Source organism: Microbacterium sp., assembly GCF_047606385.1.
Classification (GTDB): Bacteria; Actinomycetota; Actinomycetes; order Actinomycetales; family Microbacteriaceae; genus Microbacterium.
Map to the genome: position 1 here is coordinate 1 of NZ_JASGEL010000140.1, position 21627 is coordinate 21627.

A 21627-nucleotide genomic window follows, 5' to 3' on the forward strand; every position below is an offset into this window, starting at 1 on the left:
CATGACCAGCGTCCCCGTCGCCGCGCGCAGGCGCACCGCCGCGTCGGCGCCGAGCGTCGCCGCGCGACCGGCGAAGGTCACGGCGTCCCGCGCAGCGTGCGCATCCGGGAACAGCAGGCGGGCCGACATCGGTCCTAAACTACCAATCGCCGAACGCACCGGAAGGACGACGTGGATCCCACAGCACCCGACCACGACCCGGTCGCCTCGCTGCTGCGGGTGCTCGACCTCTCCACCACCGAGGCGCGCACGACCGAGGACATCTTCACCGGGGCGTCCCAGCTCATGCCGCTCGGCCGCGTCTACGGCGGCCAGGTGCTCGCCCAGTCGGTCGTCGCGGCGTCGCGCACCGTGCCGGCCGAGCGGCCGATCCACTCGATGCACGGCTATTTCCTCCGGCCCGGCGACTCCTCGCAGTCGATCACCTTCTCGGTCGACCGCCTCCGCGACGGACGCTCGTTCACCGCGCGTCGTACCCAGGCGTATCAGCAGGGAACGCCGATCTTCTCGATGATCGCGTCGTTCCAGCAGGAGGAGCCGGGGCTCGAGCACGCCGAGCCGATGCCCGACGGCATCCCGGAGCCTGCGGAGCTGCCCGCGCTGGAGCTGGCCGGTGGACTGCATCCGATGTCGATGCGGACGTTCCGCGACCTGCCGCTCGAGGTGCGGCACGTCCCCGGTCCCCTCTACGGTCCGTTCACGGGGCCGGTGCAGCCGCACCAGGCGGTGTGGCTCCGCGCCCGCCGGGCGCTGCCCGATGACCCGCTGCTGCACCGCGCGGCCCTGGCCTACCTGTCCGACATGACGATCCAGGAACCGATCCTGCGCGCCCACGGGCTGTCGTGGCAGGAGCCGGGGCTCAACGTCGCCAGCCTGGACCATGCGATGTGGTGGCACCGGCCGGCGCGCGTGGACGAGTGGCTGCTGTACGTGCAGTCCTCGCCGGCTGCCCGCGGCGGGCGCGGACTCGCGACCGGCCGGATCTACACCCGCGACGGGGTGCTCGCGGCGTCTGTCGCGCAGGAGATCATGGTGCGCCTGCCGGATCAGCGGCGCGCGTAGCGGATCGGCTCCCCCAGATACGGCTCCCAGGCGGCGCGCATCTCCGGTGTGAGCCGCACCGGCCGACCGGACGCGGCGTCCACCGTGACGACGACGGCGGACGAGCGCGCGTACAGCACCTGCTCGGCGTCCGCTGCCGGGCTGAACACCTCATAGCAGACGTCCATGCTGGAGCCGCCGAGCCGCCCGAACCACAGCTGCACGTCGAGCGGTTCCCGCTGATACGGCACCGGATGCAGATACTCGATCTCCTGGCGGGCGATGAGGGTCAGCAGGCCGGCGTCCACGCCGGAGGACACGACCGCCGTCGGATACGCGGGCTCGCCGGACTCCGGCGCCCAGAACGCGCGCACGCGCGCCTCCTCCAGGAGCTTGAGCATCGAGGTGTTGTTGACGTGGTTGAACGCGTCGAGGTCGCCCCACCGCAGGTGGATGGGGACATGCAGACGGATGTCAGTCACGCGTCAGCTTGCGGTGCGTCGAACGGTGCGGAGCGGCGGCATCCGGGCCGAGCCGGTCGACCTTGTTCTGCTCGTACGCCTCGAAGTTGCCCTCGAACCAGTACCACGCATCCGGGTCCTCGTCGGTGCCCTCGTAGGCGAGGATGTGCGTCGCGATGCGGTCGAGGAACCACCGGTCGTGCGTGATGACGACGGCGCAGCCGGGGAACTCGAGCAGCGCGTTCTCGAGCGACTGCAGCGTCTCGACGTCGAGGTCGTTGGTCGGCTCGTCGAGCAGCAGCAGGTTGCCGCCCTCCTTGAGCGTCAGCGCCAGGTTCAGCCGGTTGCGCTCGCCGCCGGAGAGGACGCCGGCCTTCTTCTGCTGGTCCGGCCCCTTGAAGCCGAACTTCGACACGTAGGCGCGGGAGGGGATCTCCGTCTTGCCGACGGTGATGATGTCGAGACCGTCGGAGACGACCTCCCACAGCGTCTTGTTCGGGTCGATGTTCGCGCGGCTCTGGTCGACGTAGCTGATCTTGACCGTCTCGCCGATCTTCAGGTCTCCCCCGTCGAGCGGTTCGAGTCCCACGATCGTCTTGAAGAGCGTGGTCTTGCCGACGCCGTTGGGGCCGATGACACCGACGATGCCGTTGGGCGGCAGGCTGAAGCTGAGGCCGTCGATGAGCGAACGGTCGCCGAAGCCCTTCTGCAGCTTCTTCGCCTCGATCACCACGCTGCCCAGTCGCGGCCCCGGCGGGATCTGGATCTCCTCGAAGTCGAGCTTGCGCGTGCGCTCGGCCTCGGCGGCCATCTCCTCGTAGCGGGCCAGCCGCGCCTTGGACTTCGCCTGCCGGCCCTTGGCGTTCGAGCGCACCCAGTCGAGCTCCTCGGCGAGACGCTTGGCGAGCTTGGCGTCCTTCTTGCCCTGCACCTCGAGACGCTCGGCCTTCTTCTCGAGGTACGTCGAGTAGTTGCCCTCGTAGCCGATGAGCCGCCCGCGGTCGACCTCCGCGATCCATTCCGCGACGTTGTCGAGGAAGTACCGGTCGTGCGTGATCGCGATGACCGCGCCCGGGTAGGACTGCAGATGCTGCTCGAGCCAGAGCACGCTCTCGGCGTCGAGGTGGTTGGTCGGCTCGTCCAGCAGCAGCAGGTCGGGCTTCTGCAGCAGCAGCTTCGTGAGCGCGACCCGGCGCTTCTCGCCGCCGGAGAGGGTCTTGACGCTCGCGTCGCCGGGCGGGGTGCGCAGGGCGTCCATCGCCTGCTCCAGCTGGGCGTCGAGGTCCCAGGCGTCGGCGTGGTCGATCTCCTCCTGGAGCGTGCCCATCTCGGCCAGCAGCGCGTCGAAGTCGGCGTCCGGGTCGGCCATGAGCGCGGAGATCTCGTTGAAGCGGTCGAGCTTCGCCTTGACGGCGATGCCGTCCTGGATGTTCTCCAGGACGGTCTTGTCCTCGTCGAGCTCGGGCTCCTGCATCAGGATGCCGACGCTGAAGCCGGGTGAGAGGGTCGCCTCGCCGTTGGAGGGCTGGTCGAGCCCGGCCATGATCTTCAGGATCGTCGACTTCCCGGCGCCGTTGGGGCCGACCATGCCGATCTTCGCGCCGGGCAGGAACGCCATCGTGACGTCGTCGAGGATCAGCTTCTCGCCCACGGTCTTGCGGGCACGGACCATCTGATAGATGTACTCAGCCATAACCTGGCCAGTCTAGTCGGCGGGTGCGGCCGCCTCCGGTCACCAGTCGATGGCGCGGGTGTCGCCGATCAGGCACGTCGTGTCGTCGAGCAGCGCCGGCTGGACCGTCGTCACCGGGTTGCCGGTGGCGGGCCCGACCTGACCGAGGAGGCACTCGTCGCCCCACAGCACGGAGAACTGGATGCTCTCGGCCGGGTTGCCGACCGTCGACTCGTCGTTGGTGACCTGCATCTTCGACTTGTCGAAGCCGGCGGCCGTCAGCGCGTCGATGTAGGCCCGTCCGGCCACCTGGTCGGGACCCGCCCACACCTGCTCCACGATCTGCGTGAAGTACGGCAGGTTGTCCTCCGCGGTGCCGTCGGGCACCAGCGCGATCGGGGTCGCGGTCTCGGTGGGCGTGGCGGTGACGCTCTCGGTCGGCGTGACCTGCGGTGACGGGGAGCACCCGGCGAGCAGCAGGCCGCCCGTGACGGCGGCCGCGACGAGCAGGGGGCGCGGAGGTCGACGGGTCACCCCAGGAGTCTACGTGGCGCCGGTGTCGGCCCGGTCTCGCTCAGAACGGCGTCTCGACCAGCTCGTCCTCCCGGGCGGTGCCCGGGGCGCCCCAGCCGGCGAGCGGATCGGTCTGGATCGCGTCGCCGACCGCGGCGGTCTCGGCGCCTGTGACGACCGTCTCGGCGCTCTCCGTGCTCGTGCGCGGCGGTGTGCCGGCGTCCTGCTTGCGGAACTGGCTCGTCCCCCACAGCAGGTCGTGGCCGACCGCGTTCGCCGTGAGCTCGGCGGCGACGCCCTTCGCCGAGTCGGTCTCCCACGACCGGAGCCGGAACGCGCCGGTGACGATGACCCGCTCGCCCTTGTGGACCGAGTCGAAGACGTGCTGGCCGAGTGCACGGAAGACGCTGACGTCGTACCAGCTCGTGCCGGCGTCCACCCAGGCGCCCTTCTCCTTGTCGAAGCGGCGATGCGTGCTCGCGAGGCGGAAGCCGGTGACGTAGACGCCCGGGGTCACCTGGCGCTGCTCGGGGATCGTGCCGACGGTGCCGACGACGGTGATGGTCTCGCTCATGACTGTGCTCCTTCGTGATCGGGGATGTCGCGGTGCCCGAGTGCCCGGCGCGGGCACCGCGACCCGACCAGCGTCGCGCGTGTCACGCGGCGGCGCCCCGGGCGAGGGGAGGCCGGTGGATATCCGGGCGGCGCGAGGGGCCTGGGGAGGAGCGGACGGCCTCCGCTGCCGAGTCGCGGTCTCGGGTAGCCTGGTGACGCCTTCCCCCCGTAGCTCAGTGGACAGAGCGAGCGGTTTCTACCCGCCAGGCCGGGGGTTCGAATCCCTCCGGGGGGGCAGAAACGAGGTGTCGGGGCCCGCGGCTAGGATGACGGCATGAGTGGCACCGATGGCGACAGGCTGGTCTGGATCGACTGCGAGATGACCGGTCTCGACCTCGAGATCGATCAGCTCACCGAGATCGCGATCGTCATCACCGACTTCGAGCTGAACGTGCTCGACGAGGGGTTCCAGGTCGTCATCAGGCCGGACGCCTCCGCGCTCGAGCACATGAACGAGTTCGTGACCGACATGCACCGCACCTCCGGGCTGCTGGTGGAGATCCCGGACGGCATCAGCGTGGCCGAGGCCGAGTTCCAGGCGCTGGAGTACATCCAGCGCTTCGTCCCGGTCGAGGGCAAGGCGCCCTTGGCGGGCAACACGATCGGCACCGACCGGATGTTCCTCGCGCGCTACATGCCGCGTGTCGACCGCTGGCTGCACTATCGCAACGTCGACGTGTCCAGCATCAAGGAGCTCTCGCGGCGCTGGTACCCGCGGGTGTACTTCAACGCGCCGGCCAAGCACGGCGGCCATCGCGCGCTCGCCGACATCCGGGAGTCGATCCGCGAGCTCGCCTACTACCGGCAGGCGGTGTTCGTGCCGGCGCCGGGGCCGTCGTCCGACGACGCACGGGCCACGGCGACCGCCGTCGTGTCGTCTTTCGCCCCGAGTGTGTGAGAGAATCTTCCAGTTGTCCGCGTGCGGGCGCATGGTGGCTATAGCTCAGTTGGTAGAGCACCGCGTTGTGGTCGCGGGGGTCGCGGGTTCGAGCCCCGTTAGCCACCCCATGTCCTCGTCGGAGGCGCTCATGTTCGAGATGGATGCCGAGTCGTTCGAGGCTCTCGTGCGCGACGCGCTCGATGCGCTGCCCGATGACATCGTCGACGGCCTCGACAACGTCGTGTTCGTGGTCGAGGACCGCCCGGACGACGGATCGCTGGACCTGCTCGGGCTCTACGACGGGTGGGCGCTGACCGAACGCGACCGTTACGGCCTCGGCGAGCTGCCCGACCGGATCGTCGTCTACCGCGAGCCCCACCTCCTCGCATGTGCCGACGAGGGCGAGCTGCGCGACGAGGTCCACACGACCCTCGTGCACGAGATCGCGCACTTCTACGGGATCGACGATGCGCGCCTGCACGAGCTGGGGTGGGCATGATGGCCGGCGTCGCCGCCCCCGACGAGGACGTGCGCGAGCGCACGGCGTCCACCGGAGCGGCCCGGTGGCAGACCGTGGTCTGGAACGACCCGGTCAACCTCATGAGCTACGTCGTGCACGTGTTCCGCACCTACTTCGCCTTCCCGCCGGAGGTCGCCACGCGGCTGATGCTCGCGGTGCACGAGCAGGGGCACGCCGTGGTCGCCGAGGGCGCACGGGAGCAGATGGAGCTGCACGCCCAGGCGATGCACGACTACGGGCTGTGGGCGAGCGTGCGGAGGGTGCCGGCATGACCACCGTGGTGATGGACATCACCCGCATCGAGGCGCTGCACCTGCGGAATCTGGTCGCGCAGTTCGTCGACCTCCTCGACCAGGGCGACGGGCAGGATCCGGCCCTCGCGCGGCTCACGCCGGACGCCTACCCGGACGACGTCGAGGCGTCCCGCGAGTTCCGGGGCCTCACCCGCGCCGATCTGCTGCGCCGCCGCACCGACGACGCCGGCGCGCTGCTCGCGGACCTCGCCGCCGCCGGAGATGTGACCGATCCGGCGTCGCTCGACCCCGAAGATGCGCTGACCGAGATCGTGATCGTGCTGGACGCCGATCGCAGCGCGGCGTGGCTGCGCACCCTCGCCGCGTTGCGGCTCGTCCTCGCCTCCCGCCTCGGCGTCGTCGTCGAGGACGACCGCCCGGCGGACGACCCGCGCTTCGGCATCTACGACTGGCTCGGCTACCGGCTCGACGGGCTGGTGCGGGCGGTCGACGAGGCGGTCGACGGATCGGCCGCGTCGTAGACGAGCTGCGCGAGCCCCCGGGGGTCGTGCCGGTCGATGTGCGCGCGCTCCTGCGCCGCCCACCGCTCCCAGTGCGGTGCGTAGGTCTCCCCGTCCCGTGCGAGCGCACGCTCGCGCCGCAGGGCGGCCGGCCCGTCGAGCCACACCGTCACATCGGCGAACCGTGCGGTGGCCGGGGTCAGCGACCCGTCGCCTTCGACGACGAGCGCCCGCCCTGGCCGGAGGCGGGCAGTGTCGGCGGGGACCCCGCGCCGCCAGTCCCACCTCTCCCACTGCCCCGGCGTCCCGGCCGCGCGCGGCGCGAGGATCCGGGTCGCGAGCGTCTCGGACGCCGCGGCCAGCCCGTCCCAGCCCGGGTATACGTCGTCCATCGCCAGGACGTCCACCGACCCGGGCCACGCCGCCTTCAGCATCCCCGCGAGCGTCGTCTTGCCGGCACCGCTGCGGCCGTCGACGAGGACGACCGCATCCGGTCTCCCGCAGGCACGCACCGCCGCCAGGACCTCGTCGACCGCGCTCGTCAGCGCGGCGAGGTCACTTCTTGAGGATGCGGATGACACGACTGAGCGCGCGCCCGGCCACCCACACGAAGGGGATGCCGACGGCCAGCAGCGAGATGAGGTTCGGCTCGAACCGCAGGTCGTCGCCCTTGCGCACGTACGCACCGAGCGGGACGGTGTACGAGCCCCCGCCGCCGCCCGTGTTCCCGGAGTCGTCGGTGCCGCCGCCGAAGCCGCTCCAGGAGAGGGCGACGGGGATGATCCGGATGCCGTCGACGTCCTGCTGCTCGCCGTAGGCGGCCGTCACGCCGGTGGAGGAGACCTGCTTGCCGAGGTCGATCACGAAGTTGGGCATGAGCCCACGGTAGCCGCACGCAGCAGCGCGCGTCACCGCTTGACCCCGTTCAGTGATCGTGCTGCGACGGGCGCGGGTGAGAGGGCGGGCCGCCGTCGGCCGGCACGCCTCGCAGCAGCGCCGCACGGGTGACCGCGCCACGGCCGAAGCGTTGGGCCGCGTCGTCCAGCGCCTCCTCCACGCGGCGCCACTCGGCGTCGTCGTCCCATAGCGCCTGAGTGCCGAGCGCGGCGCGCAGCGCCTCGGTGCGCACGCCGACCAGGCGGACCGGCAGCGGACGATCGAGCTGGTCGAACAGCTCGATCGCAGCCTCCCCGACGCGCTGTCCCACCGAGGTCGGCTCGGGAAGGGTGACCGCGCGCGTCACCGTGCGGAAGTCCGCGAACCGGACCTTGATCGCCACCCGGGCGGCCTCGGCGCCGTGGGCCCGGAGCCGGGCGCCGACGCGGTCGGCGAGCCGACGGATCTCGACGCGCAGGGCCGCATCGTCGTCGACGTCCTCGTGGAACGTCTCCTCGTGCCCGATGCTCTTCGAGGTCCCTTCCGTCTCGACCTCCCGCGCATCGATCCCGCGCGCGAGATGCCACACCCGGTCGGCCATCGCCGCGCCGAGCGCCCATTCGAGCGCGGGCCGGGGCGTGGTCAGGATGTCGCCGATCGTGCGGACGCCGCGGGCTTCGAGCGCCTCGGCGGCCTTGGGGCCGACGCCCCAGAGGGTGCGCACCGACCGTGGCGCGAGGAACGCGGCCGTGTCGGGCTCGGCGACGATGAGCAGCCCGTCCGGCTTGCTCAGCGTGGACGCCATCTTCGCGACGTGCTTGGTGGCGGCGGCCCCCACGCTGCAGGTCAGCCCGGTCGCCTCGAACACGCGGGCGCGCAGCATCCGAGCGATCCGTCCCGGCGATCCCCACAGCCGCCTGGCGCCGCGCACGTCGAGGAACGCCTCGTCGATCGAGAGCTGCTCGACCAGCGGGGTCACCTCGTGGAACAGGTCGATGACCTGGTGCGACAGCGCGACGTAGCGGTCGAAGTGCGGGGGCACGAGGGTGGCGGTCGGACACAGCCGCAGCGCCTGAGAGACCGGCATCGCCGACCGCACACCGTACTGCCGCGCCTCGTACGAGGCGCTGGAGACGACCCCGCGCCCCTCGGGCGAGCCGACGATGAGCGGAAGCCCGGCCAGCGAGGGGTCGTCGAGCACCTCCACGGAGGCGTAGAACGCGTCCATGTCGACGTGCAGGATGCCGGCGCCGGTGTCGTCCGCATCCTGCGGCGACACCATGCGCCCGCGCCCGTCGGTTCGTCCCACCCTCCGATTCTCCTCCGCCCCGCCGACACGAGCCCCGGCCGGGTCAGAGACCGCGAGACCGCACCTGTGCGCCGAGACCGTGGGGTGATACCACCGTCTCGGCGCGGCGTTGCGGTCTCGCGGAGAGCGCGGCGGGCCTACTGCGCGGCGCGCTCCAGCACGAGCTCCCGCACGCGCGCGGCGTCGGCCTGGCCGCGCATCGCCTTCATGACCGCGCCGATGACCGCGCCGGCGGCCTGCACCTTGCCGTCGCGGATCTTCGCGAGCACGTCGGGCTGAGCGGCCAGCGCCTCATCGATCGCGGCGACGAGCGCCGCGTCGTCCGACACGACGGCGAGGCGGCGGGCGTCCACGACCTCCTGCGGCGTGCCCTCCCCCGCGATGACGCCTTCGAGCACCTGGCGGGCCAGCTTGTCGGTCAGGGTGCCGGCGTCGACGAGCGCCTGCAGCGCGGCGACGGATGCCGGCTCGATGAGCGAGGACGCCTCGACGTCCTGTGCGTTCGCGATGCGCGCGATCTCGCCCGTCCACCACTTGCGCGCGGCCGCGGGCGACGCGCCGGCGGCGATCGTGGCCGCGACCTCGCCGAGGAGTCCCGCGTTGACGACGCCCTGGAACTCCAGGTCGGTGAAGCCCCATTCGGCCTTCAGCCGCCGCCGGCGGGCGGCGGGCGCCTCGGGCAGGGCGGCGCGCAGCTGCTCGATCAGCTCCGGCGCCGGCACGACGGGCAGCAGGTCCGGCTCCGGGAAGTAGCGGTAGTCGTCGGCGTCCGACTTCGGCCGCCCCGGGGAGGTGCGGCCGGTGTCCTCGTGCCAGTGGCGGGTCTCCTGCGTGATCGTGCCGCCCGCGGCGAGGATCGCCGCCTGCCGCTGGATCTCGTACCGCACCGCCCGCTCGACCGAGCGCATCGAGTTGACGTTCTTCGTCTCGGTGCGGGTGCCGAGCCGTTCCTGGCCGCGTGGCCGCAGCGACACGTTGGCATCGCAGCGCAGGTTGCCGCGCTCCATGCGGGCGTCGGAGATGCCGAGCGCGATCACGATGTCCCGGATCGTGCGGACGTAGGCGGCGGCGAGCTCGGGTGCGCGGTGCTCCGCCCCGAAGATCGGCTTGGTCACGATCTCCACGAGCGGCACGCCGGCGCGGTTGTAGTCGACGAGCGAGGAGGACGCGCCCTGGATGCGGCCGGTCGAGCCGCCGACGTGCGTCAGCTTGCCGGCGTCCTCCTCCATGTGCGCCCGCTCGATCGGCACGGTCACGATCGTGCCGTCCGACAGCTCGACCTCGACCGAGCCCTCGAAGGCGATGGGCTCGTCGTACTGCGAGATCTGGTAGTTCTTGCCGAGGTCCGGGTAGAAGTAGTTCTTCCGGGCGAACCGGCTCGACGGCGCGATCGAGCAGCCCAGCGCGAGCCCCAGGCTGATCGAGTAGCGCACGGCCTGCTCGTTGACGACCGGCAGCGATCCGGGAAGACCGAGGTCCACCGGCGCCAGGTCGCTGTTCGGCGCGCGCCCGAACGAGTTCGGCGCAGCCGAGAACATCTTCGTCTTCGTGTTCAGCTCGACGTGCACCTCGAAGCCGAGCACCGGCTCGAACAGCTCCAGCGCCTTCTCGAAGTCCATCAGGTCTGCCTTGGCCATCATCGGGTCCCTCCCAGCACGGGCGCCTTCGCCAGCAGCGGGCCGCCCCACGAGTCGACGAGCAGCGCCTCCAGCGCGGCGCCCACCCGGTACAGTCGCGCGTCCTCGCGCACCGGCGCGAGGAACTGGATGCCGACCGGCAGCCCGTCGTCGGCGGACAGCCCCGAGGGGATCGAGATGCCGGGCACGCCCGCGAGGTTCGCCGGGATCGTCGCCACGTCGTTCAGGTACATCTGCAGCGGGTCGTCGAGCTGCTCGCCGAGCCGGAACGCCGTGGTCGGCGCGGTCGGGGTGGCGATGACGTCGACCTGCGCGAAGGCGGCGTCGAAGTCGCGCTGGATGAGCGTGCGCACCTTCTGCGCCGAGCCGTAGTACGCGTCGTAGTAACCCGCGGACAGGGCGTAGGTGCCGAGGATGATGCGGCGCTTGACCTCCGGGCCGAAGCCGGCGTCGCGCGTGGCGGACATGACGTCCTCGACGGTGCCGCCGGCGTCCACGCGCAGCCCGAAGCGCACCGAGTCGAACTTCGCCAGGTTGCTGGACGCCTCGGCGGGCAGGATCAGGTAGTAGGCGGCGACGCCGTACTCGAAGTGCGGGGCGTCGATCTCGACGATCTCCGCGCCGTGCTCGGCCAGGGCGGCGAGGGCCGCCCGGAAGGACGCCGACACGCCGGCCTGGAAGCCGCCGCCGGAGAGCTGACGCACCACGCCGATCCGCAGGCCCTTCAGGACGTCGCCGGTGGCGCCCTCGCGGGCGGCGGCGGCGAAGGACGGCCAGGCGTCGGTCAGCGACGTCGAGTCCCGATGGTCGTGGCCGCCGATGACGTCGTGCAGCAGGCCGGCGTCGAGGACCGTGCGGGTGACGGGGCCGATCTGGTCGAGGCTGGAGGCCAGCGCGATCGCGCCGTAGCGGCTGACCGCCCCGTAGGTGGGCTTCACGCCCACCGTGCCGGTCACGTGCGCGGGCTGGCGGATCGATCCGCCGGTGTCCGAGCCGAGCGCGAGCGGCGCCTCGAAGGCGGCGACCGCCGCGGCCGAGCCGCCGCCGGAGCCGCCGGGGATGCGCTCGAGGTCCCACGGGTTCCGCGTCGGGCCGTACGCGGAGTGCTCCGTCGAGGAGCCCATCGCGAACTCGTCCATGTTGGTCTTGCCCAGCGGCACCAGGCCGGCCGCGCGGGAGCGCGCGACCACGGTCGCGTCGAACGGCGACAGGTAGCCCTCGAGGATCCTCGATCCGCTGGTGGAGGGCATGTCGGTCGTGACCAGCACGTCCTTGATCGCGAGCGGGACGCCGGCCAGCTCGCCCAGGTCCTCGCCGGCGGCGCGGCGGCGGTCGATGTCGGCGGCGACGTCGAGGGCGTGGTCGCTGACGTGCAGGAAGGCGTGCACCTCCCCGTCGACGGCGGCGATGCGGTCGAGGTGCGCGCGGGTGGCCTCCACGCTGGAGACCTCGCCGGCGGCGAGCGACGCGGCGAGCTCGGCGGCGGTCAGCTCGATCAGGTCTGTCACTGCTCCTCCCCCAGGATCGCGGTGACGCGGAAGCGGGAGCCGTCGGCATCCGGTGCGTTCTGCAGCGCCTGCGCCGTGGTGAGGGTCTCGCCGACGACGTCGGGGCGGAAGACGTTCTGCAGCGGCACCGGGTGGCTCGTCGCCGGCACGTCGGGGGTGGCCACCTCGGACACCTTCGCGATGCTGTCGACGATGGCGTCGAGCTCGCCGGCCAGCCGCTCGACCTCCTCGTCGCTCAACCGGATGCGGGAGAGCACGCCGAGATGGCGCACGAGTTCGGGGGTGAATTCAGACACCGGACAAGTCTACGGTTCGGCCCGGGGCCGCCCGGGCATCCGTACGGGCTGAGCAGGCGGCCCGCCCGTAGGCTGGGGCGGTGACGTACGTTCCGCCCCGTCCCTGGATCGCCAGCTACGCGGCCGGGGTCCCGGCCGACCTCGATCCGGTGTCGGGATGCCTGACCGACCTGGCCGAGGCGTCGGCCCAGGAGTGCCCGGATGCCGTCGCGCTCGAGTTCTTCGGCCGCGAGACCTCGTACCGGGCGATGCAGGAGCAGATCGAGCGCGTCGCCGGCGCCCTGCACGAGCACGGCGTACGGGCGGGCGATCGCGTCGCGATCGTCCTGCCGAACTGCCCGCAGCACATCGTCGCGTTCTATGCCGTGCTGCGTCTGGGGGCGGTCGCCGTCGAGCACAACCCGCTGTACACGGCCCGCGAGCTGCGCACGCAGTTCGAGGACCACGGCGCGAAGACCGCGATCGTGTGGACCAAGGTCGCAGGGACGATCCAGGACCTCCCCCGCGATCTCGCTGTCGACGTCCTCGTCGCCGTCGACGTCGTGACGGCGATGCCGTGGGCCACGCGCGTGGCGCTGCGGCTGCCGATCGCGAAGGCCCGCGCCTCGCGCGAGGCTCTCCACAGCCCGGTCCACGGGGTGACGCGCTGGGAGGAGCTGATCGCGCACGCGCCGTTGCCGGCGTCCCATCCTCGTCCCCAGGCCTCCGATCTCGCGATCATCCAGTACACGAGCGGCACGACGGGCACCCCGAAGGGCGCGATGCTCACCCACCGCAATCTGTTGGCCAACGCGGCGCAGGCGCGTGCGTGGGTGCCGCAGATCGTGCGGGGCGACGGATGCGTGGTCTACGCCGTGCTGCCGATGTTCCACGCCTACGGGCTGACGCTGTGCCTTGCCTTCGCGATGTCGATGGGGGCGCGGCTCGTCCTGTTCCCCCGCTTCGACGCCGACATGGTGCTGAAGGTCACGAAGCGGCGGCCGGCGACCTTCCTGCCGCTCGTGCCGCCGATCGCGCAACGCCTGCTCGATCGCTCGCGGGAGGTCGGCATCCCGCTGACGGGCACGCGCATCGCGATCTCGGGCGCGATGGCGCTCGACCACGACCTCGTCGTGCCCTTCGAGGCGGCCAGCGGCGGGTATCTGGTGGAGGGCTATGGGCTGAGCGAATGCTCCCCTGTGCTGATGGCGAACCCGGTCGCGGAGAACCGGGTGCCCGGCACGGTCGGCCTGCCGCTGCCGGGCACCGAGTGCCGCGTCGTCGATCCCGAGCGGCCGGACGTCGACGTCGCGCCGGGGGCGCCCGGCGAGCTGCTGGTGCGCGGTCCGCAGGTGTTCGGCGGCTATTATGGCAGGCCGGAGGAGACGGACGCCGTGTTCGTCGGCGACTGGTTCCGCACCGGCGACATCGTCACGATCGACGACGACGGGTTCGTGCGGATCGTCGACCGCATCAAGGAGCTCATCATCACGGGCGGGTTCAACGTGTCCCCCACGGAGGTCGAGAACGCGCTGCGGCAGCATCCCGACGTCGCCGACGTCGCCGTCGTCGGGCTTCCCAGCGCGCACTCCGGCGAGGACGTCGTCGCAGCGGTGGTGCCGCGCGAGGGGGCGACGATCGACCCGGACGCCGTGCGCGCATTCGCCCGCGAGGTGCTCACGCCCTACAAGGTGCCACGCCGGGTCGTCACGGTCGACGATCTGCCGCGGTCGCTGATCGGGAAGGTGCTGCGCCGCCGGGTGCGGGAGGGTCTGCTCGCGGATGCGGCCGGATAGTCCGATGCGCCTGGTCTTCGTCCACGGTCCGCTCGCGGCCGGCAAGCTCACCACCGCCCGTGCGCTGGAGCGTCTCGTGGGCTACCCCGTGTTCCACAACCACCTCGTCGTCGACACCCTGGCCACGGTGTTCCCGTTCGGCAGCGAGCCATTCGTGCGGCTGCGTGAGCGGTTCTGGCTCGACGTGTTCGCCGACGCCGCGCGGACAGGGCGCTCGCTGATCTTCACCTTCGCGCCCGAGTCGACGGTGAGCGCGGGGTTCCCGCAGCGTGCGCGGGCGGCCGTGGAGCAGCACGGGGGGACGGTTCACTTCGTGCGGCTCGACGTGGACGAGTCCGAGCAGGAGCGTCGCGTGGCCGGCGACGACCGCCGTGCGTTCGGCAAGGTCGCCGACGTGGAGACGCTGCGTCGTGTGCGCGACCGGGAGCCGGCCGGCCTCGTCCGTCCGCCGGCGGATCTCGTCGTCGACACCGGCGAGAGCCCGGCGGACGAGACGGCCCGCGCGATCGTCGCGGCGTTCGGGCTGACGCGGGAGTCGCCCGTCGAGCCGTTCCCGAACCCGTGACGGGCGGCGCGGCGGCGCCGGGTTCACCCGTCTCGCAGCGGCGACCCGCTGACCTCGAAGCGGAATCCGCCGAAGACGCCGCTCAGGAGCGGGCGAGCAGTGGCGATGGCCGCGGACACCTCAGGATGCCGAAGCGACTCGGCGTGCGCGGCGGCGCTCGTCCAGATCTCGACCACGAACACGGTGTCGGGCTCGTCGGCGTCGACCCCGACCTCGTAGAGGCTGCAGCCGAGCTGCGGCAGGAGATCGCTCCGCCTGGTGAGCAGGGCGACGAGCTCGTCGCGCCTGCCCGGGAGGGTGCCGAGCGTGCCGGCGTTCACGAAGGTCATACCGCGACGATAGCCGCGGGTGCCGACGTCGATCACGAGCACGGCCGCCCCAGCGACCTCGAGTTCGTCCCCAGATCGATCGTGTGCGGCACACTGAGGCGATGCGGCTGAGACTGAGACCTTCCGCCCGGACGACACCGAGGCGGTGATCGCCCTCTGGGACGCCGCGGGGCTCACGCGGCCGTGGAACGATCCGAGGAAGGACATCGCTCGGAAGGCGTCGGTCCAGCCCGAACTCTTCGTCGTGGCCGAGGACGGGTCCGGCCGGGTCATCGGCTCGGTGATGGCCGGCTACGACGGGCATCGAGGCTGGATGAACTATCTCGCCGCAGCGCCGGACGTGCGCGGCACCGGCGTCGGGCGAGCGCTCGTGGCTCACGTCGAGGCCGCGCTGGTTGAGCTCGGCTGTCCGAAGGTCTCGCTTCAGGTACGCGCCGACAACCCCGAGGTCGTCGCGTTCTACCGGCATCTCGGCTATCACGTCGACGACACCATCGACCTCGGCAAGCGGCTCATCCCGGACTGAGGCGATCTCGATGTCGGAGGCCCCGGGTAGCGTGACTGGTGTCAGTTCGCACAGTGCCCGTCGTGCGAGACCGGATGCCGTGACCGGTGGGTTGCGGCGTGGATTCTGGAGTCGAGATGGGTCGCAGGAGGACACCCCCGTCGGGGTGGCGGGAGCTGGATGTGCTGGTGTCCGAGCTGGTCGATACGAGACGGCGGATCGCGGCGGCGCAGGCCGATGAGGCGCGGCTGCTGGCGGCGGCGGTCGAGTTGATGCTGGCCCGGGCCGCGCAGCTGCGGGAGCAGCCGGATCATCACGTGAGCTCGGCCGATCTGCCGTTGCGGGAGATCGCAGCCGAGCTGGCTGCCGCGATCCGGGTCAGCGACCGCACGATCCAACGCCGCATGGGTGATGCGGCCACCCTCCTCACCGGGTACCCGGCCGTATTCGCTGCATGGCAGGAGGGGCGGGTGGATGCCGGTCACGTCGCGGCGATCCTCGACGGCGGTGACGGGCTCGACGACGACCGTCGGACCCGGTACGAACGCGCGGTGCTGGTCGTGGCCGAGCACGAGAGCGCGGGCCGGGTACGGGGCCTGGCCCGGGAGATCGCCGCACGCGTCGACCCCGACGGTGCCACGGCCCGCATCCGACGCCGCCAGTCCGACCGGTTCGTGCGGGTGACCGATCTGGGCGAGGGCATCAGCCGGCTGCTGGCCGACCTGCCCACCCCCCTCGCCCACGCCATCTACGACCGTCTCACCCGCATGGCCCGAGCGACGACAGCCGACAGCCCCGACCCCGCCAGCTCCCATCCTCGCCACCCGGATGCTGAGGTCCCGGACCCCGACGAGGGGAGCAACGCGGCAGAGCCCGCCATCGCACAGCCGGACCCGGCAGCGGCCACGCCAGCGGACGGGTGGTCGCACGATGCGCAGGCCGTGGACGCACCGCCGGACGACCAATGGCCCGATGACGCTGCGCGACCGGACGCGTTACCGCCGGGCGACGTTCCGCCGGACGTACCACGGGACAGATGGCAGGACGACGAGGTTCCGCCTGACGCGCCACCCGACGACGATGATCCGCCGGAGACGGTGACCACCGCCCCGACCCCGGACGCGACACGCGGTCGCCGTGGGAACGGGGAGGATCCCCGCACGATGGACCAGCGCCGGGCGGACATCCTGACCGACATGCTGCTGGCCGCCGCGCCCGTCGCCCACGGCACGGGCCTCGCCTCGATCACCGGGCATGTACAGATCACCATCCCGGTACTGACCGCGGCCGGTCACAGTCACCAACTCGCGATCATCCCCGGCCACGGCCCCATCGACGCCAGCACCGCCCGCCACCTCGCGGCGAACACCCCCGCCTGGGAACGCGTCATGACCGATCCCCACACCGGCGCGGTGCTCGCTGTGGACCGATACCGGGTGCCCGCGGACCTGACCAGATTCCTCCGCGCCCGCGACGAGCGCTGCCGCTTCCCCGGCTGCGGACGCACCGCCCACGGCTGCGACCTGGACCACACCCACGACGCCGCCCACGGCGGCAAGACGAGCGCCGCGAACCTCGCGCATCTCTGCCGGCGCCACCACACCCTCAAACATCAGACGGCGTGGCGGGTACGCCAGCTCGGCGGCGGCGTCCTCGAATGGACTGCACCCACCGGCCGACACCACTACGACCGACCACCCTCCATCGTGAGATTCGTCCCCACCGACGACGAACCGCTGCCCGTCTGAACCACCCGCCGAGGCGGCGGCGCGCCTCCGCGATAGGTTCGGAGGATGCGACGTGCGCTCCTGGTGATCGATGTGCAGAACGAGTACGTGACCGGAGCGCTCCCGATCGAATATCCCCCGCTGGCGACGAGCCTGGACAACATCGGGCGCGCCCTCGGCGCGGCGGCGGACGCCGGCATCCCCGTCGTCGTGGTGGCGCAGACCGCACCCGAGTCATCGCCGATCTTCGCGGCCGGAGGCGACGGCGCCGTGCTGCACCCCGCCGTCGCCGGCCGCGGCGACCTGCTGGTGTCCAAGACCCTGCCGTCGGCATTCGCCGGGACCGGGCTCGACGCCTGGCTGGCTGCCCGCGACGTCGACACCGTCTCCCTCGTCGGATACATGACGCAGAACTGCGTCGAGTCCACCGCCCGCGACGCCGCTCACCGCGGCTACGCCGTCGAGGTCCTCTCCGACGCCGCCGGCACGCTCACGTTTCGCAACGAGGCCGGCGCCGTCGACGCGCGCACCCTGCACGAGACCGTCTGCATCGTGCTGCAGTCGCGCTTCGCAGCCGTCGTGACCACCGCGCGGTGGCTCGACGCGGTCGCCGACGGCACGGCGCTGCGGGGCTCGACGATCTATGCGAGCACGCGGTCGTAGCCGCTCAGCCGGCGTCCGGATCGAGCGCGTCCAGCGCCGCCGGCCCCTGCTCGACGAGGATGCGGAACTGTGCCGCGTCGATGATCCGCACACCCAGCTCCTCCGCCTTCGACAGCTTCGAGCCCGCGCCCGGACCGGCCGCGACGAAGTCGGTCTTCTTCGACACGCTGGATGCCGCTTTTCCCCCTGCGGCGAGGATCGCCTCCTGGGCTCCCTCCCGCGTGTAGCCCTCGAGCGTACCGGTGGCGACGACCGTGACACCGTCGAGCACCCCGCCGGCCGCGGCCGCCGCACCCGGTCCGGCATGCCCGGGGATCGACCACCGCACGCCCGCCGCCGTCCAGCGATCGATGATCTCCCGGTGCCAGTCGACGGCGAACCAGTCGAGCACGGCATCCGCGATGATCCCGCCGACCCCCTCCACCGCGGCGAGATCCTCCCGCGAGGCACTGCGGATCGCATCGAGCGACCCGAACCACTGCGCCAGCGCGCGCGCGGCGACCGGGCCGACGTGGCGGATGTTCAGTGCGACCAGCAGGCGCCACAGGTCCTTCGTCTTCGCCTTCTCCAGCTCGGCGAGCAGCTTCACCGCCTGCTCCGAGGGCAACGGCTCACGGTAGTCCTTGCGGACCCCGGCCCGGCGGCGCTCGGCGGCGTCCATGTGCTCGGTGCCGGGGGGATACGACGCCGGCCCCAGCTTCTGGAACGGCGCCCGTCGGACGAACTCCCCCGACTGCTCGTCGACCTTGCGCTCCCCGGTCTCCGCGTCGCGGACGATGACCTCGATCGGCACGATCCGCTCGAGCGTGAGGTCGAACAGACCGGCCTCCGTGACCAGCGGCGGGTCCGCCGGCACGTCGGGCTGGGTGAGCGCCGCCGCCGTGACCTCTCCGAGCGCCTCGATGTCGAGCGCGCCACGGGAGCCGATGTGCTCGACGCGACCGCGCACCTGCGCCGGGCACGAGCGCGCGTTGGGGCAGCGCAGGTCGATGTCGCCCTCCTTGGCGGGCGCGAGCGGCGTGCCGCACACCGGGCACGCCGTCGGCATCACGAACGCGCGCTCGGTGCCGTCGCGCAGCTCGGCGACCGGGCCCAGCACCTCCGGGATCACGTCGCCGGCCTTGCGCAGCACGACCGTGTCGCCGATCAGCACGCCTTTGGCCTTCACCACGTCCTGGTTGTGGAGCGTCGCCTGCCGCACCACCGAGCCGGCGACCTTCACCGGCTCCATGACCGCGAACGGCGTCGCCCGGCCGGTGCGTCCCACCGACACGACGATGTCGAGGAGCTTCGTGTTCACCTGTTCCGGCGGGTACTTGTAGGCGATCGCCCACCGCGGCGCGCGACTGGTCGCTCCCAGCTCGGCGTGCAGCGCCAGCTCGTCGACCTTCACGACGATGCCGTCGAGCTCGTGCTCGACCTCGTGCCGGTGATCGCCGTAGTGCGCCACGAACGCGAGCACGTCGTCGATGCCGGCGTTCACCGCGTTGTGCGGGCTGACCGGCAGTCCCCACCCGGCGAGCAGCCCGTACACCTCGCTCTGCGACGCCACCGGCGGATCGGGCCAGGCGCCGATGCCGTGCACGTAGAGCCGCAGCGAGTCGATCCGCTCCAGCGCCGCCTCCCGCTCGAGCCCGTCCTTCTTCTCGAGCTGCTGACGCAGGCCGCCGCTGGCCGCGTTGCGCGGGTTGGCGAACGCCGGGAAGCGGCGCTGTGCCGCCGTGCGCGCCCTCTCCTCGTCGAAGTCGCGCGACGCCGAGCGTCGGGCCTCGGAGCGGGAGCGGGCCTCGTCCACCGCGCGCTCGCGCAGCCGCGCCTGCACGTCGTTGAGGCGCTCGAAGGCGGCGACCGGGATGAACACCTCGCCGCGCACCTCGACCAGAGCCGGATGCCCTTCGCCCCGCAACCGTGCCGGCACCTCGGGGAGCCGCAACGCGTTGTCGGTCACGATCTCGCCGACCCGGCCGTCGCCGCGGGTCGCAGCGCTGGTCAGGACGCCGTTCTCGTAGCGCAGGCTGATCGCCAGCCCATCGATCTTCAGCTCGGTGAGCCAGGCGACCGGGCGGCCGGCGGCGTCCTGCGTCTTCACGCACCAGTCGCGCAGCTCGTCGGGCGAGAACACGTTGTCCAGGCTCAGCATCCGCTCGGCGTGCGCGATCGTGGCCAGATCCGTGTCCTGCGCCGCGCCGACGGACAGCGTCGGCGAGTCCTGCCCCTGCAGCTGCGGGAAGGTGCGCTCGATCTGCTCGAGCCGGTGCATCCAGCCGTCGTAGGTGGCGTCGTCGACCAGCTCGGCGTCGGCACCGTAGTACGCATCGCGGGCGGCGATGATGCGGTCGGTGAGCTCCGCCGCCTCCGCCCGCGCGGCATCCAGAGTCAGGTCCGCATCGATCGCCGCATCCGTCACGCCGCAAGTCTAGGCAGGACGACCGACACCGGAACCGGACTTGACGCGCCCTCAGCCCACCGGCACGGCCGACACCGTGCGATCGATCGTGAACTGCCCGAGCACCCGTGGGCCCACGTAGAGCACGGCCGTCTGTCCCGGTGCGACCCCGTCGAGCGGCGCGTCGGGACGAACCGTCACGAGACCGTCGGCGACCACGGCGCGGGCCGGAACCGGATCGGCGTGCGCGCGGATCTGCACCTCGCAGTCGAACTCGGACGCCGTCGGCGCGGAACCCGCCCAGGTGTGCCGCGCACCCGCGATCTCGGCGGTCGCGAGCGCCTCCTTCGGCCCCACCACCACGGTGTTCGTCACGGGCCGCACCTCGAGCACGAACCGTGGCTTGCCGTCCGCGGCGGGCACCCCGAGGCGCAGGCCGCGCCGCTGGCCGACCGTGAACGCGTGCGCTCCGTCGTGCGCTCCGACGACCGCGCCGGAGCGGTCGACGATCTCGCCGGGGGCGGCCCCGACGCGATCGGCCAGCCAGCCGCGCGTGTCGCCGTCGGGGATGAAGCAGATGTCGTGGCTGTCGGGCTTGTGGGCGACCGCGAGCCCGCGCGCCTCGGCCTCCGCGCGCACGAGAGCCTTCGACGGCGTCGTCCCCAGCGGGAAGTACGTGTGCGCGAGCTGCTCGGCGGTCAGAACCCCGAGCACGTACGACTGGTCCTTCGCGTTGTCGCTGGCGCGGTGCAGCTCGAGACCCTCCACGCCGTCGACGAGTGTGGCGTAGTGCCCGGTGCACACCGCGTCGAAGCCGAGCTCGAGCGCGCGCTCCAGCAGCGCGGCGAACTTGATCCGCTCATTGCAGCGCATGCACGGGTTCGGGGTGCGGCCCGCCCGGTACTCGGCGACGAAGTCCTCGATGACGTCGTCGCGGAAGCGCTCGGAGAAGTCCCACACGTAGAACGGGATGCCGAGTCGGTCGGCCGCGCGTCGCGCGTCCATCGCGTCCTCGATCGTGCAGCATCCGCGACTGCCCGCGCGCAGCGTCCCCCCGGCGCGCGAGAGCGCGAGATGCACGCCCACGACGTCGTGACCGGCGTCGACCGCTCGCGCCGCGGCCACGGCGGAGTCGACGCCGCCGCTCATCGCCGCCAGGATCCGCATCGCTCCAGTCTACGAGCGAGCGGCGGGCCGGGTCCGTTCAGCGCGCGGCCCGGGCGCGCGCGACGGCATCCGGCAACGCCGCCAGCACGGTGTCGACATCGGCATCGGTCGTGGTACGACCCAGCGTGAACCGCAGCACCGATCGGGCCGCCTCGTCGTCGTACCCGAGCGCCAGCACCACGTGGGAGGGCTCGGCGACCCCCGCCTGGCAGGCGGAGCCGGTCGAGACGTGGATGCCGGCCTGATCGAGCAGGAACAGCATCGTCTCCCCCGACGCGCCGTCGAACAGCACGTGCGCGTTGCCCGGCACCCGGTGCTCGGGGTCGCCCAGCAGCCGCGTCCGCGGGATCGTGCCGAGGATGCCGGCGACCAGCCGGCGGCGCAGGGCGGTGAGCCGCGCGGCCTCGGCGTCGCGCTCGGCCAGCGCG

23 protein-coding genes, 2 tRNA genes and 1 pseudogene are annotated in these 21627 nt (G+C 72.1%); 12 read left to right on the forward strand and 14 right to left on the reverse strand.

Features of this window, described 5'->3' with window-relative positions; genetic code table 11:
- Nucleotides 1–171 precede the first annotated feature (171 nt).
- Nucleotides 172–1062 (forward strand): acyl-CoA thioesterase, encoded by an 891-nt coding sequence (locus QM626_RS14705; protein ID WP_415077711.1) that lies wholly within the window; start codon nucleotides 172–174, stop codon nucleotides 1060–1062.
- On the opposite strand, the gene QM626_RS14710 is transcribed toward QM626_RS14705, so the two are convergent.
- From QM626_RS14710 to QM626_RS14725, 4 genes are read right to left on the reverse strand one after another with little or no spacing between them, the layout of a single operon-like run.
- Nucleotides 1047–1523 carry an acyl-CoA thioesterase gene (locus QM626_RS14710; protein ID WP_415077712.1) on the reverse strand — a complete coding sequence of 159 codons (477 nt, stop codon included), beginning with the start codon at nucleotides 1521–1523 and terminating at the stop codon, nucleotides 1047–1049. The two genes, QM626_RS14705 and QM626_RS14710, sit on opposite strands and share 16 nt — an antisense overlap.
- Nucleotides 1516–3195, reverse strand: a complete 1680-nt coding sequence (gene ettA / locus QM626_RS14715) for an energy-dependent translational throttle protein EttA (RefSeq protein ID WP_415077713.1) — start codon at nucleotides 3193–3195, stop codon at nucleotides 1516–1518. The genes QM626_RS14710 and ettA overlap by 8 nt, the downstream gene beginning before the upstream one ends.
- A 39-nt stretch (nucleotides 3196–3234) precedes the next feature.
- Nucleotides 3235–3708, reverse strand: coding sequence for a DUF6993 domain-containing protein (locus QM626_RS14720; RefSeq protein WP_415077714.1), 474 nt, complete (start codon nucleotides 3706–3708; stop codon nucleotides 3235–3237).
- Nucleotides 3709–3748: 40 nt separating this feature from the next.
- Nucleotides 3749–4261 carry a single-stranded DNA-binding protein gene (locus QM626_RS14725; RefSeq protein WP_415077715.1) on the reverse strand — a complete coding sequence of 171 codons (513 nt, stop codon included), beginning with the start codon at nucleotides 4259–4261 and terminating at the stop codon, nucleotides 3749–3751.
- 203 nt (nucleotides 4262–4464) lie between these two features.
- On the opposite strand from QM626_RS14725, the gene QM626_RS14730 reads away from it, so the two are divergent.
- From QM626_RS14730 to QM626_RS14755, 6 genes are all read left to right on the forward strand, one after another.
- Nucleotides 4465–4537: transfer RNA gene (locus QM626_RS14730), tRNA-Arg, on the forward strand.
- A gap of 39 nt (nucleotides 4538–4576) precedes the next feature.
- On the forward strand, nucleotides 4577–5200 hold the full coding sequence (gene orn / locus QM626_RS14735; RefSeq protein WP_415077716.1) for an oligoribonuclease: 624 nt from the start codon (nucleotides 4577–4579) through the stop codon (nucleotides 5198–5200).
- 34 nt (nucleotides 5201–5234) lie between these two features.
- A tRNA-His gene (locus QM626_RS14740) sits at nucleotides 5235–5310 on the forward strand.
- Entirely contained in the window at nucleotides 5310–5681 is a 372-nt protein-coding gene (locus QM626_RS14745; RefSeq protein WP_415077717.1) for a metallopeptidase family protein, read from the forward strand. Before QM626_RS14740 ends, QM626_RS14745 begins: the two co-directional genes overlap by 1 nt.
- On the forward strand, nucleotides 5672–5974 hold the full coding sequence (gene clpS / locus QM626_RS14750; protein WP_415077718.1) for an ATP-dependent Clp protease adapter ClpS: 303 nt from the start codon (nucleotides 5672–5674) through the stop codon (nucleotides 5972–5974). Before QM626_RS14745 ends, clpS begins: the two co-directional genes overlap by 10 nt.
- Complete coding sequence (locus tag QM626_RS14755; RefSeq protein WP_415077719.1) at nucleotides 5971–6477, forward strand: DUF2017 family protein; 507 nt, start codon at nucleotides 5971–5973, stop codon at nucleotides 6475–6477. Before clpS ends, QM626_RS14755 begins: the two co-directional genes overlap by 4 nt.
- On the opposite strand, the gene QM626_RS14760 is transcribed toward QM626_RS14755, so the two are convergent.
- From QM626_RS14760 to gatC, 6 genes are all read right to left on the reverse strand, one after another.
- Nucleotides 6414–7037: a hypothetical protein gene (locus tag QM626_RS14760; RefSeq protein WP_415077720.1), complete on the reverse strand. Its 624-nt coding sequence runs from the start codon at nucleotides 7035–7037 to the stop codon at nucleotides 6414–6416. The genes QM626_RS14755 and QM626_RS14760 overlap by 64 nt on opposite strands.
- Nucleotides 7012–7332: a hypothetical protein gene (locus QM626_RS14765; protein WP_415077721.1), complete on the reverse strand. Its 321-nt coding sequence runs from the start codon at nucleotides 7330–7332 to the stop codon at nucleotides 7012–7014. Before QM626_RS14765 ends, QM626_RS14760 begins: the two co-directional genes overlap by 26 nt.
- Before the next feature lie 49 nt (nucleotides 7333–7381).
- Nucleotides 7382–8641: a DNA polymerase IV gene (dinB, locus tag QM626_RS14770; protein WP_415077722.1), complete on the reverse strand. Its 1260-nt coding sequence runs from the start codon at nucleotides 8639–8641 to the stop codon at nucleotides 7382–7384.
- Between the two features lie 137 nt (nucleotides 8642–8778).
- Nucleotides 8779–10278, reverse strand: coding sequence for an Asp-tRNA(Asn)/Glu-tRNA(Gln) amidotransferase subunit GatB (gene gatB / locus QM626_RS14775; protein WP_415077733.1), 1500 nt, complete (start codon nucleotides 10276–10278; stop codon nucleotides 8779–8781).
- A complete protein-coding gene (gatA, locus tag QM626_RS14780; RefSeq protein WP_415077723.1) occupies nucleotides 10278–11786 on the reverse strand; it encodes an Asp-tRNA(Asn)/Glu-tRNA(Gln) amidotransferase subunit GatA in 1509 nt (502 codons plus the stop codon). The genes gatB and gatA overlap by 1 nt, the downstream gene beginning before the upstream one ends.
- A complete protein-coding gene (gatC, locus tag QM626_RS14785; RefSeq protein ID WP_415077724.1) occupies nucleotides 11783–12082 on the reverse strand; it encodes an Asp-tRNA(Asn)/Glu-tRNA(Gln) amidotransferase subunit GatC in 300 nt (99 codons plus the stop codon). Before gatC ends, gatA begins: the two co-directional genes overlap by 4 nt.
- A gap of 80 nt (nucleotides 12083–12162) precedes the next feature.
- On the opposite strand from gatC, the gene QM626_RS14790 reads away from it, so the two are divergent.
- Together QM626_RS14790 and QM626_RS14795 are read left to right on the forward strand one after the other, a co-directional pair.
- Entirely contained in the window at nucleotides 12163–13857 is a 1695-nt protein-coding gene (locus tag QM626_RS14790) for a long-chain-fatty-acid--CoA ligase (RefSeq protein ID WP_415077725.1), read from the forward strand.
- Nucleotides 13858–13861: 4 nt separating this feature from the next.
- Nucleotides 13862–14422, forward strand: a complete 561-nt coding sequence (locus QM626_RS14795; RefSeq protein ID WP_415077726.1) for an AAA family ATPase — start codon at nucleotides 13862–13864, stop codon at nucleotides 14420–14422.
- Nucleotides 14423–14445: 23 nt separating this feature from the next.
- Here QM626_RS14795 and QM626_RS14800 read toward each other — a convergent pair whose 3' ends face one another.
- Nucleotides 14446–14751 carry a putative quinol monooxygenase gene (locus QM626_RS14800; RefSeq protein ID WP_415077727.1) on the reverse strand — a complete coding sequence of 102 codons (306 nt, stop codon included), beginning with the start codon at nucleotides 14749–14751 and terminating at the stop codon, nucleotides 14446–14448.
- A gap of 118 nt (nucleotides 14752–14869) precedes the next feature.
- Between QM626_RS14800 and QM626_RS14805 the strand changes: the two are divergent.
- The 3 genes and pseudogenes from QM626_RS14805 to QM626_RS14815 all read left to right on the forward strand — a co-directional run.
- Nucleotides 14870–15277, forward strand: a pseudogene (locus tag QM626_RS14805) (GNAT family acetyltransferase); the annotation flags it as partial.
- A 161-nt stretch (nucleotides 15278–15438) separates the two neighbouring features.
- On the forward strand, nucleotides 15439–17004 hold the full coding sequence (locus QM626_RS14810; protein WP_415077728.1) for a DUF222 domain-containing protein: 1566 nt from the start codon (nucleotides 15439–15441) through the stop codon (nucleotides 17002–17004).
- 45 nt (nucleotides 17005–17049) lie between these two features.
- Nucleotides 17050–17646, forward strand: a complete 597-nt coding sequence (locus tag QM626_RS14815; RefSeq protein WP_415077729.1) for a cysteine hydrolase family protein — start codon at nucleotides 17050–17052, stop codon at nucleotides 17644–17646.
- Nucleotides 17647–17650: 4 nt separating this feature from the next.
- Here the strand turns inward: QM626_RS14815 and ligA are convergent, their stop codons facing one another.
- The 3 genes from ligA to QM626_RS14830 all read right to left on the reverse strand — a co-directional run.
- Complete coding sequence (gene ligA / locus QM626_RS14820) at nucleotides 17651–20053, reverse strand: NAD-dependent DNA ligase LigA (protein WP_415077730.1); 2403 nt, start codon at nucleotides 20051–20053, stop codon at nucleotides 17651–17653.
- A gap of 51 nt (nucleotides 20054–20104) precedes the next feature.
- Nucleotides 20105–21199 (reverse strand): tRNA 2-thiouridine(34) synthase MnmA, encoded by a 1095-nt coding sequence (mnmA, locus tag QM626_RS14825; protein ID WP_415077731.1) that lies wholly within the window; start codon nucleotides 21197–21199, stop codon nucleotides 20105–20107.
- A gap of 37 nt (nucleotides 21200–21236) precedes the next feature.
- On the reverse strand, nucleotides 21237–21627 hold a 391-nt coding region (locus QM626_RS14830), incomplete at its 5' end, for an aminotransferase class V-fold PLP-dependent enzyme (protein WP_415077732.1).

Bases quoted from the DNA above. Each gene is read 5' to 3' on its own strand.
- ettA (WP_415077713.1), bottom strand. From the start codon at position 3,195: ATGGCTGAGTACATCTATCAGATGGTCCGTGCCCGCAAGACCGTGGGC.
- QM626_RS14725 (WP_415077715.1), bottom strand. From the start codon at position 4,261: ATGAGCGAGACCATCACCGTCGTCGGCACCGTCGGCACGATCCCCGAG.
- orn (WP_415077716.1), top strand. From the start codon at position 4,577: ATGAGTGGCACCGATGGCGACAGGCTGGTCTGGATCGACTGCGAGATG.
- QM626_RS14745 (WP_415077717.1), top strand. From the start codon at position 5,310: ATGTCCTCGTCGGAGGCGCTCATGTTCGAGATGGATGCCGAGTCGTTC.
- QM626_RS14755 (WP_415077719.1), top strand. From the start codon at position 5,971: ATGACCACCGTGGTGATGGACATCACCCGCATCGAGGCGCTGCACCTG.
- QM626_RS14765 (WP_415077721.1), bottom strand. From the start codon at position 7,332: ATGCCCAACTTCGTGATCGACCTCGGCAAGCAGGTCTCCTCCACCGGC.
- gatB (WP_415077733.1), bottom strand. From the start codon at position 10,278: ATGGCCAAGGCAGACCTGATGGACTTCGAGAAGGCGCTGGAGCTGTTC.
- QM626_RS14795 (WP_415077726.1), top strand. From the start codon at position 13,862: ATGCGCCTGGTCTTCGTCCACGGTCCGCTCGCGGCCGGCAAGCTCACC.
- QM626_RS14800 (WP_415077727.1), bottom strand. From the start codon at position 14,751: ATGACCTTCGTGAACGCCGGCACGCTCGGCACCCTCCCGGGCAGGCGC.
- QM626_RS14815 (WP_415077729.1), top strand. From the start codon at position 17,050: ATGCGACGTGCGCTCCTGGTGATCGATGTGCAGAACGAGTACGTGACC.
- mnmA (WP_415077731.1), bottom strand. From the start codon at position 21,199: ATGCGGATCCTGGCGGCGATGAGCGGCGGCGTCGACTCCGCCGTGGCC.